The following is a 13,956-nucleotide window of genomic DNA, read 5'->3' as shown; positions in this document are numbered from 1 at the left end:
TTGTTTGGTTCGCTTAAATTTTTAGCTCGCTTAAAAGGTCACGCCAGCTTGAAAAATGACATTCGCATATGGCGTACATTCGCCCGTACGTATTACAGCGCGACTCTCATTGGTGCGTTGTTTGAATTCTTCATGGCTCACGTAGTTAATCGTGATAGCTTTGCCGCAACGCGCTTCTTCCGTTTTGAGTTGGTCAATCAACACAGCGTGATGTTCAGGACTCACTTGAGCAAATTCTTCGGCAATAACCACGCCTTCGATTTGAGACTCTTCAAGCATAGTTTTTACGGTTTGTGCAAAGCTTGGTACGCCATGTGTAAGTGCTAAATCGATACGGCGCACGTGATCGGGGATCGGCAGGCCCGCATCACAGATAGTGATTTCATCTGTGTGACCTAGGGTCGCCACAAGATAAGAAAGATCGGAATTTATTAGAGTACTTTTTTTCATAACACTACCTATTGGGCAATTTTTTCGATGTCGGAACAGAGATAAGAAAACACCATCGAAACGTTTCGATAAGAATAATAGTGTTCGAATAGTGAAATGCACGAATCATTCAGAAAGAGTGTGATAATGATCATCGAAACGTTTCGATGAGGGGCCAAACATTGAATTGGATCACGCAAGTGATAGTTTTATTAGTACGGGGTAGGGTTAGTGCTAGCGAGTTATCGGTTTAGTTTATATGAATGAGATTGAGTATTTTGGTGCTTAGTCGTAGAACAAGCTAGCCACGAAACCTATCGCGGCTTTGCGCGTTTGACCGTTTGTTTTGGCTATTAAAACGAACGGATATGAGCGGTCACGCTTACTATACCGTGATCGGTACTGAATTGGTCTTCTTCAAAGCTAGGATTAATGAGATGCTGGTCTTGCACCTGATAACCTGTTATTTCCATTAGGCTGGATGAGTTTTGGCAATCGAACTCATTGGAGAGCAGAATGTAGTCGAGCACTGAACCCTTGGCACCATAATAGTGAGTCGGTGAACGCTGAACCAGCAGGTCCTCTTGATGAAGCTGATGATAGAGTTCCCAACTGTCGCGCAAGCGAAAGTACTTCAACCAGTGCCGGCTCTCTTCATTTCTGCTGAGTGAGTCGTTGAGCAATCCTCTAAATTCATCGCTGAAAAGTGGCTTATTGAAATCGCCCATTAGCACCACAGGGCGCTCCGACTGATGACGCTGCCGAGTGATGTATTCGTGCAGTACTTGAACTTCTAGTCCTCTCTGCACGCTTGAAAGCCACCACCCAAGTCCCTCTTGGTGAAATTGAGTCAAGGTTTCGCTATGCACCACCATTTTTGAAGAGTGGGTTATTGATTCTGTATCAGCGTTCTCAGCTTGAATAGGACGCTGAGATTTAAAGTGGACAACATAACAATCGGTTAAACCAAGATGAGGCAAATCGATTGTGGCGTGTACAGGTAAGCGATTGAATTTAAAATCCTTTAGAAGCGATGTATTGAACTGCATCTGAAATTGTTCAGATAACGAAACTGCTTGAGTGGATTTGATCGGATAACGAGAAGCAATAGCGACGACAGGATCTCGAAAAAGGTAATCACTTTCGATATTCGGCTCATCGACCACCTCAAAGAAAGGGTAGCCAAGATCATTCACTAACACTTCAAGCGAATCTGGGCTGAAGACCTCTTGAAAGCCAATAATGTCACTGTCAGCCTCTTTAATGGCGTTCTTGATCCACCCTTGTTTCTTAGACCACTCCTCAAAGCTATAGATATTCTCAAAGTCATAGTAAGCGTTGGGTGGTTCAAGATAGTTGAAAAGGTTGAATGTGGTAATGGTTAGGTGACTCGATGTGTTCAAAAGCTGCTTCCTAAAAGTCGGGCGCTGTAACAAAGCGTGATTACTCTTTTAAGTATACGTCATCTCGCTTTAAGGTATTGCTAAAGGTGGGTAATTTTACCGAGCAAGTTTTTGAACTTGTTTGGTGATCGGATTGACTAATTAGCCATAGCACTCAAAGTCGTGAAGGCTGAATATCACCCTATGAGGCCGTTTGCGCACAGTAAAATTGGAATAGTATTCGGAGGTGTAAATCCCCTTACTATGATTAAAGAAAATGCCTGTGCAGACTGCGTTTTTATTAGGGTAGGTTTGTTTGAGTCTTAACGCGAGAAAAGTCGGTTTCGACGCACTAAGTGTTTTATTAGTTATTACATGGCGTTAGATTTTTCTCTATACTTATTTTTATTATCGTGTGTCCAACTTGTGGCGTATTCAATCACACTGGTTATTTAATCATTTGCAGGGAGAGTCAAATGGGAACAGATTGCCGAGTTAATCCAATTAAACGGTCAACATTTTTTCGCTTAACCCACCGCTCACGCGCACTAGCGCTGCCTATCATGGCGCTCTTACCTATCTCTTCATTTGCTGCTGAAGATGGCGTTCAAGTCATCGAAACGACTCAATTAGTTGGGTTTGGTGAAGCCAAGTATCCCGCTGATTTTAAACACTTCGACTACGTTAATCCTGATGCGCCAAAGCAAGGGAAAATTACCTATGGAGCCATTGGTACGTTCGACAGCTTTAACCGTTTTGGGTCGCGCGGTGTATCAGCAAGCTACAGTGGCGAGCTGTACGATACTCTGATGTTTTCGCCAGCGGATGAAATAGATGCGTATTACCCGCTTATTGCTTCAAAGGTACGCTACGCCAGCGATTTCTCATGGCTAGAAATAGACATCAATCCGAACGCACGTTTCCACGATGGAAAGCCAATTACCGCACATGATGTCGAGTTTACCTTCGATAAGTTTTCAAAAGAGGGCGTCCCTCAATATCGCGTTTACTATAAAGACATCAAATCCGTCACCGCAGTTTCTGATTTAGTGGTTCGGATTGAGATGGAAACGCCAAATCGCGAGAAGCTGTTCAGTTTTGCGCAAAGTACACGTGTGTTGCCAAAACATTACTGGCAAGACAAGAAGCTCTCCGAGCCTTTGAGTGAACCGCCTGTAGGAAGTGGTCCTTACAAAGTCATCAACTATAAGTCTGGTCAAAGCGTCACTTACGGGTTGGATGAAAACTACTGGGCTGCCGATTTACCGGTTAACGTAGGGCGCAACAACTTCGAGCGTGTCCAGTACGATTACTATCGTGACGATACGGTGATGTTAGAAGCTTTCAAAGCGGGTGAATTTGATTTCCGTATGGAGAACTCCGCTAAATTTTGGGCAAACTCTTACACGGGCAGTAACTTTGATAAGGGCTACATCGTAAAAGAAGAGATCGCACATGAGCGTCCAGAGTCGGCACAAGGTTTTGTGTTCAACACTCAATCAGAGGTGTTTAAAGATCCGAAGGTTCGTGAAGCATTAACTTATGCTATGGACTTTGAGTGGATGAACAAGAACATGTTCTACAACCAATATGACCGTACGCGAAGCTACTTCCAAAACACGGAGTACGAAGCGAAAGGCTTGCCGTCTGATGCAGAAGTAGCGGTACTTTCTGAGTTTAAAGACCAAATCCCTCCACGCGTATTCACTGAAGAGTTCCAACCACCTGTCACTGATGGCAGTGGCCGTATTCGTGCTCAAATGAGAACAGCGTTTAAGCTTCTTAAAGAGGCGGGTTGGGAGCTGAAAAACAAAGTGATGACCAACGAGAAAACAGGGCAGGCGCTCTCTTTTGAGCTGCTGATCTACAGCCCGACCACTGAGCGTATTTCTATTCCACTTCAGAAAAACCTGAAGCGAATGGGTATCGATATGAAGATTCGAACTGTGGATACGACACAATATATCAAGCGCTTACGTGATCGTGACTTTGATATGGTCTCTTCGGCATATTCAGCGAACGCTTACCCAAGCCCGAACTTGATGATTGCGTGGAACTCGAACTACATTGATTCGACTTACAACACGGCTGGTGTTATCGATCCGGTTATCGACTCTTTGACTGAACAGATTTCTAAGAGCCAACAAGATCCTGAAAAACTGCTTACGTTAGGTCGTGCGCTTGACCGTGTACTACAGTGGAATTTCTACACTATTCCTCAGTGGCACTTGGGTAAGTACCGTGTTGCGATGTGGGATAAGTTTGAGCGCCCTGATACCTTGCCAAAATATGACCTAGGTATCGACACGTGGTGGATTTCGCAAGAAAAAGCGAAACTACTTCCTGAAAAACGTCGTTAGGGAGTCTCATGGCTGCGTATATATTTAGACGCTTACTGCTGGTGATCCCCACTTTGTGGGCGATCATCACCATTAACTTCTTCATTATCCAGATTGCCCCCGGTGGCCCTGTAGAACAGGCGGTGGCACAGTTGGAAGGTCACAACTCTGGCATTATGGAGCGCTTTTCTGGTGGTGGACAAGAAGTTGACTTGAGCGATTCAGAACAAGCTTCTTCGAGTGGCTACAAGGGCTCACGCGGTTTAGACCCCGAAGTGGTCGAAGAGATCAAAAAGCAGTTTGGTTTCGACAAGCCGATTCATGTTCGCTATTTCGATATGCTGAAAAACTACGCCACTTTTAACTTTGGTGAAAGCCTATTTAAAGGAGGCAATGTTATCGATTTGATTGTCGAGCGTCTGCCTGTCTCCATATCTCTTGGATTGTGGAGTACCTTAATCATTTACGTCATCTCGATTCCACTGGGTATTATGAAAGCGATTCATCACGGCTCTAGATTCGATATCTGGTCGAGTGCGGTGGTGATTGTCGGCTATGCGGTTCCGGGTTTCTTATTTGCGATCATTCTGATCATCCTTTTCGCAAGCGGTAACTACTTTAGTTGGTTCCCATTGCGTGGATTGGTCTCCAGCAATTTTGACCAGCTCAATTGGTATCAGCAAATCATCGACTACTTCTGGCACTTGGCGCTGCCAATCTTCGCGATGGTGATTGGCGGCTTCGCGACCTTAAGTATGCTGACTAAGAACTCTTTCCTCGATGAAATCAACAAGCAATACGTTGTCACGGCTCGTGCTAAGGGGCTCGATGAAAACAGCATCTTGTACCGACATGTTTTCCGTAATGCGATGCTCATTATTATCGCGGGTTTCCCAAGTGCGTTTATTAGTATCTTCTTTACTGGCTCGATGCTGATAGAGGTGATGTTTTCTCTAGAGGGGATAGGGCTGCTTGGTTTCGAGTCTACGATTCAACGAGACTACCCTGTGGTGTTCAGTTCCCTCTATATTATGACTCTACTTGGGCTCGTTCTCAGCATTATCTCCGATCTTACCTATACCTGGGTTGATCCTCGAATCGACTTTGAAGCGCGTTAATGGTGAATTCTAAATGAAGTTTAAAAATCCTTTAGCAGAAGCAAGATGGTTAAGGTTTAAAGCCAATAAGCGCGGTTTTATCTCACTGTGGATCTTCTCCATTCTGTTTGTGTTGAGCCTGTTTGCAGAGATTATCGCCAACGACAAGCCTCTGTTGGTCTCCTACGATAATCAATGGTTCTTTCCGGTTGCGGCTGAATATGCAGAAACTGAGTTCGGTGGTGAGTTCGAAACCGAAGCGGATTATAAAGACCCTTATGTCATCGAACTGATTGAAGAGAAAGGCTACATGATCTGGCCTGTGATTCGCTTTAGCTACGACACCATTAATTTTGAAATCTCTGGGGCGGTGCCATCTCAGCCAGATTCAGTTAATTGGTTGGGTACGGATGATAAAGGGCGTGATGTATTAGCGCGGATTATCTACGGTTTTAGAATCTCGGTGCTGTTTGGTTTTGTACTGACTATAGTGTCGAGTGCCATTGGTGTTGCTGTTGGTGCCACACAAGGTTACTACGGTGGCTGGGTTGATCTGTTTGGACAGCGCTTTATTGAAGTGTGGTCGGGGATGCCGACACTGTTCTTATTGATCATCCTATCTAGTTTTATTGAACCTAACTTCTGGTGGTTGCTCGGTATTATGGTGCTGTTTAGCTGGATGAGTTTAGTTGGGATTGTGCGAGCTGAGTTCTTACGTTGTCGCAATTTCGATTATGTGAGAGCGGCACAAGCCATGGGCGTTGAAGATAAGCGAATCATGCTTCGTCATATGTTACCCAATGCGATGGTGGCATCTTTAACCATGATGCCATTCATTCTGTCTGGGTCGGTGACTACGTTGACGTCACTTGATTTTCTAGGTTTTGGTCTGCCTGCAGGATCACCTTCATTGGGTGAGTTGCTTGCTCAGGGCAAGGCTAACCTCCAAGCGCCGTGGCTTGGTATTTCCGCGTTTGTTGTATTATCGCTGATGCTGACACTGTTAGTGTTTGTTGGTGAAGCGGTTCGTGACGCATTCGACCCACATCAGCAGAGGTAATAATGACAATGAATAATACTGTTCTGACTATTGAAAACCTCTCTGTTGGTTTTGGTCGTAAAAATGCCATTGAACAGGTCACTCACAATGTTTCCTTGTCGATTAATAAAGGAGAAACATTAGCCTTGGTGGGCGAAAGTGGTTCTGGAAAATCGGTGACCGCTAACTCAGTGTTGAAGTTATTGCCAAAAGGTTCATCTCACTATCTTACTGGTCGAGTGAACTTTGCTGGTACCGATATTCTTAGCTGTTCCGAGCGTGAGCTGCGCGGTATTCGCGGAGGGCGAATCGGTATGATTTTCCAAGAGCCAATGGTGTCACTCAACCCACTACATAAAGTGGGTAAACAGTTGGTAGAGACACTAGCGATTCATCGAGGAATGCGAACCAATAAAGCGCAAGCATTAGCAGTTGAATGGCTGTCTAAAGTCGGTATCCGCCACCCAGAGCAGAAGATCAATGCTTATCCGCATGAACTGTCTGGAGGTGAACGCCAACGAGTCATGATTGCGATGGCTCTGATCAATGAGCCGGAGTTGTTAATTGCTGACGAACCGACCACGGCATTAGATGTGTCTGTACAAGCCCAGATACTGGACTTGCTCAAAGACCTTCAACAAGAGCTTGGTATGGCGATGCTGTTTATTACTCACGATTTGAGTATCGTACGCAAAATTGCCGACCGTGTTGCTGTGATGAAAGATGGTGAGTTAGTTGAAGAAGGTGAGTGCGCTTCGCTGTTTACTACACCAAAGCATCCGTATACCAAAAAGCTGATTGATTCTGATCCTAAAGGTTTGCCTGTCCCTGTGACAGCTGGTGCAAGTTCACTACTCAATGTTGAACAACTCAAAGTGTGGTTTCCAATCACGGGTGGCTTGTTTAAACGCACCATCTCACACGTGAAAGCGGTCACCGATATGCAGTTTGACCTCAAGCAAGGTCACTCAATTGGATTGGTGGGTGAGAGTGGCTCGGGCAAGTCGACGACCGGTATGGCGATTTTGAAGCTGGTCGAGAGTGAAGGCTCAATCCAATACGATGGCAATCAAATCCAAGGGTTGAATCGTCAAGAGATGTTGCCGTATCGCAGTCGAATGCAGGTAGTGTTTCAAGATCCGTTCTCAGCGCTGAATCCACGTATGTCGGTCGCGCAAGTAATCGGAGAGGGCTTACGAGTTCATCAAGAATTGGACGAAGCTGAACTTGACCAACGCATTTGTGAGGTAATGAAGGAAGTTGATTTAGACCCTGAAACGCGCTATCGCTACCCGAATGAATTTTCAGGTGGGCAGCGGCAGCGTATCGCAATTGCGCGAGCCTTAGTGCTTAAGCCAGAGTTTATTTTACTGGATGAGCCGACATCTTCTTTGGATAGAACGGTTCAAGCGCAAGTACTGGAGCTTCTGAAATCGCTACAGGAAAAGTATCAGTTGACCTATCTGTTTATCAGTCATGATTTGAACGTCGTTAAATCACTTTGCCACTATACCATTGTGATGAAAGCGGGAGAGGTAATTGAGAAGGGCGAAACAGAACAGCTTTTTTCTAACCCTCAACATGAATACACCCAACAGTTGGTATCTTTGTCCAATGTAGGCACTTAACCACTACTCATTTGTCGCTTTTGTCTATCGAGCCCGATGCCTAAAATATCGGGCTTTTTCATCTATTCATTTCGAATTCTTTCAATTACTTAGCTCGCCAGTAAACCCATTCAAAGCTAACCAAGTTGACGAATACATAAGCTAGTTTTGTAGCTGACTCCTCAATTCTCAAATTCTTTGTTTGTAGCTAAACAAGATGCAAACGTTTGGTTTGAGTTTTTGTTCTATCCTAACTAATTGATATATAGTGTTTTTACTCCTATTTTTCTTGCGGTTTTTGTAACCTTATGTACAAGAATGTAACCATTTGACTACGTTTTATCATTAATTATATTGATGCTCAGTTGTTATAAATGGAGTTTGGCTAAATAAAATGGTTGCATATTTATTGAAGCGTTTCGCGTTAGTTGTACCGACGTTTCTAGGGATCACAATACTCATCTTCGCGATTACCCGCTTTGTGCCGGGTGGTCCGGTGGAGCGCATGCTCGCTAATATGCAGCCGCAAGGTGATGGCGCTTCGGCGAGCGCAGTGGTGGGCCAAAACTCCGCACTTTCAGAAGAACAGTTAGCAGACTTAAATAAGTTTTACGGTTTAGATAAACCCGTAACAGACGCTTACCTTGATTGGTTGTCGCGTTTGGTTCAATTCGATTTGGGTGAATCGACTCGTTACTACGAGCCAGTTACGGAGATGATCTTTGAGCGACTGCCAGTGTCTGCAATGTATGGTGGCATCACGTTCTTCATCAGCTACTTCATTTCGATCCCACTTGGCTATTACAAGGCGTTGAAGCATGGCAGTGTTTTTGACTCCGCCTCGTCAATCATGATTTTTGTTGGTTATGCACTACCAGGTTACGTAGTCGGTGTTCTGCTTATCACCTTGTTTAGCTACCACTTAGAGTGGTTCCCGATGGGTGGGTTTGTCGACGATGACTTTGACGATTTCACCACACTGTTAGAGCAGGTAACCGACATCCTTTGGCATGCAGTGCTGCCTCTGATTTGTTACTTAATTGGTGATTTCGCCACGTTGACCATGACGATGAAAAACAACCTGATGGAGAACCTTTCATCGGATTACATTCGAACCGCGATTGCTAAAGGTCTGCCGTTTAGACAAGCCATTCGTAAACATGCACTTCGCAATAGTTTGATTCCGATTGCGAGCCACTTTGGTAACTCACTACTGTTTTTCATGACAGGCTCATTCTTGATTGAAGTGATCTTCGATATCAATGGCATCGGTCTGCTTGGTTATGAGTCGATTGTAGAGCGGGATTACCCAGTGGTCATGGGCATTGTTGCGATTAACGCATTGGTGCTGCTATTTGGCAATATTTTATCTGATGTGTGCGTTGCGCTTGTCGATCCTCGAGTGAAGTTTGGAGCGTAATCATGTCTCGACTAAATCTATTCACAATCAACCCGTTAACCAGAAAACAGATCAAGCGCTTCAAAGAGATCAAGCGTGGCTACTGGTCACTTATTTTGTTGTCGACATTGTTGATTTTGTCTCTGTGTGCAGAAGTGCTGATCAATAGCAAAGCGCTCGTTGTACGTTACCAAGGCGAATACTTCTTCCCGATTTTTTCAGATGTGTATTCAGGCAACACATTTGGTTTAGATTACGCTGCAGAAACCAACTACCGAGACCTGCAGCAGAACTTTGAATATGAGAACAATGGCGACTTCGTGTTATTGCCATTGGTTCCTTGGAATGCATTTGAGCAGGACTTTTCAGGCAACTTTCCACCTAACGCTCCGGATTTTGAATCGCAACATTATTTAGGCACCGACGTTATTGGTCGCGACATTCTTGCCCGTTTGGTTTACGGCTTTCGAACCGCGATGGGCTTTGCTTTGCTGACCATGAGCATCGCCTACGTCATTGGTGTCACGGTTGGCTGTGCAATGGGATTCTTTGGTGGGAAGTTTGATTTAGTGGTGCAAAGGCTGATTGAAACGTGGTCAATGGTGCCATTCCTCTACGTAATTATGATTTTGGTTTCCATAGCGCAACCCACCTTTATGTTGTTCGTCCTGATCAACGTGGCATTCAGTTGGATGGGTATTACTTGGTACATGCGAACCATGACATACAAGGAGTCAGCGCGAGAATACGTGTTGGCTGCCAAAGCTTTAGGTGCTTCCACTGCAAGGATTATTTTCCACCATATCTTGCCCAATACCATGGTGATGATAGTGACGTTAGCACCTTTCACCATTGCAGCGAACATTACTGCGCTGACGGCGTTGGATTATCTGGGTCTTGGCCTTGTTCCGCCAACACCGAGTTGGGGAGAACTGTTACAACAAGGGAAGTCGAACTTGGATTCACCTTGGATTGTTGTGTCTGTGGTAACAGCGATTGTTTCTGTGTTGGTCATGGTGACCTTCATTGGTGAAGCCATTCGTACCGCCTTTGACCCGAAAAAATACACTCTATATAGATAGAAACAAGGAAGTAATCATGTATAGATTTGCACTTATTTCACTGCTGCTCAGTGGTTTGGCTCAGGCAGCCACACTACCACATGACCTGCAATGGCACAGCAACTGGCAAGACCCTGTTTTTGCGTCGGATGAAGCTAAACGTGGCGGAACTCTGCGTAGCTACATGTTGAGCTTCCCACAAACTCTTCGCTCTGTCGGCCCTGACGCGAACTCAGGTATTCGCTTTTACATTATGGATGGCACGCCAAAGCTTGCGCAACGTCACCCAAATACGGGTAAGTGGATACCTCAACTTGCTGATGAATGGGCGTTCTCGGATGACTACAAAACGGCTTACTTTAAGTTAAACCCAAAAGCCAAATGGTCTGATGGTGAAGCGGTAACGGCAGATGATTATCTGTTTATGCTGACGTACTACCGTTCTAAGGACATTATCGATCCTTGGTACAACGACTTCTTCAGAAACAGCATCGAAAATGTCGAGAAGTTCGATGACTACACCATCTCTATCACTGTCTCTGAGCCAAAGAGTAATGATGAGTTGATGGTGCTACTCAATACACCGAGCCACGGCTTGCAACCGCGCCCGCAACACTATTTTGCCAATATCAATGATCAAAATGGCGATGGTATGGACGACAACTTTGTTCGTAAATACAACTTTAAAGCTGAGCCAACGACGTCGCCTTACTACATATCTAAGATCAACAAAGGTCGCAGTATTACCTTTCAACATGTAGGTGTCGATTGGTGGGGATACAGTAATAAGTATTATCAGAACCGTTTTAATGTCGACAAATTACGTATCAAGGTGATTCGCGATTCAGATATTGCACGTAAACACTTTGAGAAAGGTAAGTTGGACACCTTTGCTATGATCCTTCCGCAAATGTGGCATGAGAAAACCGATTCAGAGCCCTTTACCAAAGGCTATATTCAAAAATTTTGGGGCTTTAACCAAACACCACAAGGTGCGGGTGGCTTGTGGATGAATACCTCAATGCCACTGTTGAATGATATCAACGTTCGTAAAGGGATCACTTTCGCCACCGACTTCGACGGCATGATCAAGAACGTACTTCGCGGTGACTACTCACGCAAGCCTCATGCTTTAGGCTTTGGTCACGGTGAATACGATCTGCCCAATGCGAAAGCGCCTGCGTTCGAACCAGAGTTGGCTATCGGCTATTTCGAAGCCGCTGGTTTTACCAACATTGGTCCTGATGGTATTCGAGTCAATAAAAACGGCGTGCGCCTCAGCTTTAAGATCACTTACGGTTACAACATCTGGACACCTCGTATTGCGTATCTCAAAGAGCAAGCCAAGCTAGCAGGTTTAGAGCTTAACTTGAACTTGGTCGATGGCTCGGCGGCATTCAAATACATCTTAGAGAAAAAGCATCAACTTGCATTTCTGAATATGGGGGGTGGTGAGCTTCCGGCATACAAAGAGTATTTCCACTCTAGTAATGCAAACCGAGTTCAGACCAATAATCACACCAACTACAGCTCGCCAGAGTTAGACCACAAGATTGAAGCATTCCAATCTGAATTCGATGCTGGAAAGAAATATCAACTTTCTAGAGAGATACAGAAAGCAATCTCAAACGCCTACGTCATTGTGCCGGGTTACATGGTGCCTTATACACGCGATGCACACTGGCGTTGGGTTAAGTTTCCAAACAACCCAATGACGAAGAAAACCGCTGCGATGTTCAACATTCTAGGCACCAGTAACTTCTGGATTGATACCGAATTAAAACAGCAGACTCAGTTGGCTTACAAAGAGGGCGAAATGTTCGAACCTGTCACTGTGATTGACGACCGTTACAGGCTATAGGGCGCAATATTCAATGAAGCAACAAACAGTACTAAAAGTACGCGATTTAGAGGTGGAATTCAGCACCGATGAAGGCGCAGTCAAGATCCTAAAAGGTGTCTCGTTTGACGTTAAAGCAGGCAGAACTTTGGGATTAGTAGGAGAGTCGGGCAGCGGCAAAAGCGTGACATCAATGTCGATCATGGGGTTGTTGCCTAAACCATACGGGCAGGTCACGGCGGGTGAAATTTGGTATCGCGAGACGGATCTAACCAAGATGGCGGAACAGGATTTGTACCAAATGCGTGGTAATCGCATCTCAATCATCTTCCAAGATCCAATGACGGCGCTGAATCCGGTTCAAACTGTTGGTAATCAACTAGTGGAAGTACTTGATCTACACCATCGCCAGATGTCTAAGGCTGAAAAGGTAGACTACGCGATCGGCTTGCTAGAAAAAGTAAAAATTCCGATGCCTGATCTTAGATTTCAAGAGTACCCACACAACCTTTCTGGTGGTATGAGGCAGCGAGTGATGATCGCAATGGCATTGGCTTGTAAGCCGGATGTGCTTATCTGTGATGAACCTACTACTGCGTTGGATGTGACAGTACAAGCCTCGATCCTAAAACTCATGAAAGAGCTACAGGAAGAGACGGGCATGGCGATGATTTTCATTACGCATGACTTAGGTGTGGTTGCTGAGATCTGTGATGACGTTGCGGTGATGTATGACGGGCGTATTGTTGAAAACGCAGATGTTTTTGAGCTCTTTGATTACCCGAAACATCCTTATACCAAGAGGTTACTTGGCTTGATTCCTGGTTTGGATTCAGAGCCAAAGCAAGCAATACAGATTGACCCTATTGATCTGTCACTTTTTCCTGATTACCAAGGGGCATCGTAATGGCAGAGATATTAAGAATTGAAGGGTTAAAACAGTATTACCTAACGGGTAAGGGGGTCTTGAAAAAAGGTTATGTGATCAAAGCCGTCGATGGCGTGTCGTTCAGTTTAGAACAAGGCCAAACCTTAGGACTTGTGGGTGAGTCTGGATGCGGAAAAAGCACACTTGGGCGTACCATCCTTAAGTTGTATGAACCGACGGAAGGCAAGATCTTCTTCGAGGGCAAAGAGATCACGCCTTTGAATTCAAAGCAGATGAGACCGCTTCGCCGCGAAATGCAGATTGTCTTTCAAGATCCATTAGAGTCGTTGAATCAAAGGCATACGGTTGGTGGCATCCTAGAAGAGCCTTATAAGATTCATGGTATCGGTACACCAGCAGAGCGAAAACAGTGGGTATTGGAACTGCTCGACAAGATAGGTTTGCCTCACACGGCGGTAAACCGTTATCCCCATGAGTTTTCCGGTGGTCAAAGGCAGCGCATTGGCATTGCTAGAGCCATTGCACTCAAACCAAAACTACTTATCTGTGATGAGTCAGTATCGGCATTGGATGTATCAGTACAAGCTCAGATATTGAATTTACTGCTCAAGATACAAAAAGAGATGAATTTGTCCATCATATTTATCTCACACGATTTGTCGGTGGTTAAACATATTTCAGACCACGTAGCGGTAATGAAAAAAGGGAAAATTGTCGAAATGGGAACTGCAAAAGAGGTCTATTCATCGCCAAAGAATGAATATACCAAGGAGTTATTATCCGCGATTCCTATTACGCACCCTTCACAAAGAATAAAAAACAGAACAACTCAGGCGGCGAATAACTATTAAAAAAGAGACGGATTAAATAGCAG

At 44.8% G+C, this 13,956-nt stretch carries 11 protein-coding genes; 9 read left to right on the top strand and 2 right to left on the bottom strand.

Going from position 1 to position 13,956, the window contains the following annotated elements; genetic code table 11:
* Nucleotides 1–30: 30 nt before the first annotated feature.
* Both rbsD and AC6I7V_RS15020 read right to left on the bottom strand, forming a co-directional pair.
* Nucleotides 31–450, bottom strand: coding sequence for a D-ribose pyranase (gene rbsD, locus AC6I7V_RS15025; protein WP_498012136.1), 420 nt, complete (start codon nt 448–450; stop codon nt 31–33).
* 332 nt (nt 451–782) lie between these two features.
* A complete protein-coding gene (locus tag AC6I7V_RS15020; RefSeq protein WP_498012135.1) occupies nt 783–1,832 on the bottom strand; it encodes an endonuclease/exonuclease/phosphatase family protein in 1,050 nt (349 codons plus the stop codon).
* Between the two features lie 455 nt (nt 1,833–2,287).
* On the opposite strand from AC6I7V_RS15020, the gene AC6I7V_RS15015 reads away from it, so the two are divergent.
* The 9 genes from AC6I7V_RS15015 (at nt 2,288) to AC6I7V_RS14975 (ending at nt 13,933) form a co-directional block, all read left to right on the top strand.
* The gene (locus AC6I7V_RS15015) at nt 2,288–4,171 is read left to right on the top strand and encodes an extracellular solute-binding protein (protein WP_498012134.1); all 1,884 of its coding nucleotides are present in this window, start codon (nt 2,288–2,290) and stop codon (nt 4,169–4,171) included.
* 8 nt (nt 4,172–4,179) lie between these two features.
* Nucleotides 4,180–5,268, top strand: coding sequence for a microcin C ABC transporter permease YejB (locus tag AC6I7V_RS15010; protein WP_255232645.1), 1,089 nt, complete (start codon nt 4,180–4,182; stop codon nt 5,266–5,268).
* Between the two features lie 13 nt (nt 5,269–5,281).
* Nucleotides 5,282–6,307 carry an ABC transporter permease gene (locus AC6I7V_RS15005; RefSeq protein ID WP_255232646.1) on the top strand — a complete coding sequence of 342 codons (1,026 nt, stop codon included), beginning with the start codon at nt 5,282–5,284 and terminating at the stop codon, nt 6,305–6,307.
* Between the two features lie 8 nt (nt 6,308–6,315).
* Nucleotides 6,316–7,914 (top strand): microcin C ABC transporter ATP-binding protein YejF, encoded by a 1,599-nt coding sequence (gene yejF, locus AC6I7V_RS15000; RefSeq protein ID WP_498012133.1) that lies wholly within the window; start codon nt 6,316–6,318, stop codon nt 7,912–7,914.
* Nucleotides 7,915–8,287: 373 nt separating this feature from the next.
* Nucleotides 8,288–9,313, top strand: a complete 1,026-nt coding sequence (locus tag AC6I7V_RS14995) for an ABC transporter permease subunit (protein ID WP_498012132.1) — start codon at nt 8,288–8,290, stop codon at nt 9,311–9,313.
* A 2-nt stretch (nt 9,314–9,315) separates the two neighbouring features.
* On the top strand, nt 9,316–10,374 hold the full coding sequence (locus tag AC6I7V_RS14990) for an ABC transporter permease (RefSeq protein WP_498012131.1): 1,059 nt from the start codon (nt 9,316–9,318) through the stop codon (nt 10,372–10,374).
* Nucleotides 10,375–10,390: 16 nt separating this feature from the next.
* Entirely contained in the window at nt 10,391–12,214 is a 1,824-nt protein-coding gene (locus AC6I7V_RS14985) for an extracellular solute-binding protein (RefSeq protein ID WP_498012130.1), read from the top strand.
* Nucleotides 12,215–12,227: 13 nt separating this feature from the next.
* Complete coding sequence (locus tag AC6I7V_RS14980) at nt 12,228–13,100, top strand: ABC transporter ATP-binding protein (RefSeq protein ID WP_498012129.1); 873 nt, start codon at nt 12,228–12,230, stop codon at nt 13,098–13,100.
* Nucleotides 13,100–13,933, top strand: a complete 834-nt coding sequence (locus AC6I7V_RS14975) for an ABC transporter ATP-binding protein (protein WP_498012128.1) — start codon at nt 13,100–13,102, stop codon at nt 13,931–13,933. The genes AC6I7V_RS14980 and AC6I7V_RS14975 overlap by 1 nt, the downstream gene beginning before the upstream one ends.
* Nucleotides 13,934–13,956 lie beyond the last annotated feature (23 nt).

Source organism: Vibrio sp. KUL70 (assembly GCF_059725515.1).
This window is presented reverse-complemented; position numbering and strand designations above follow the sequence as displayed.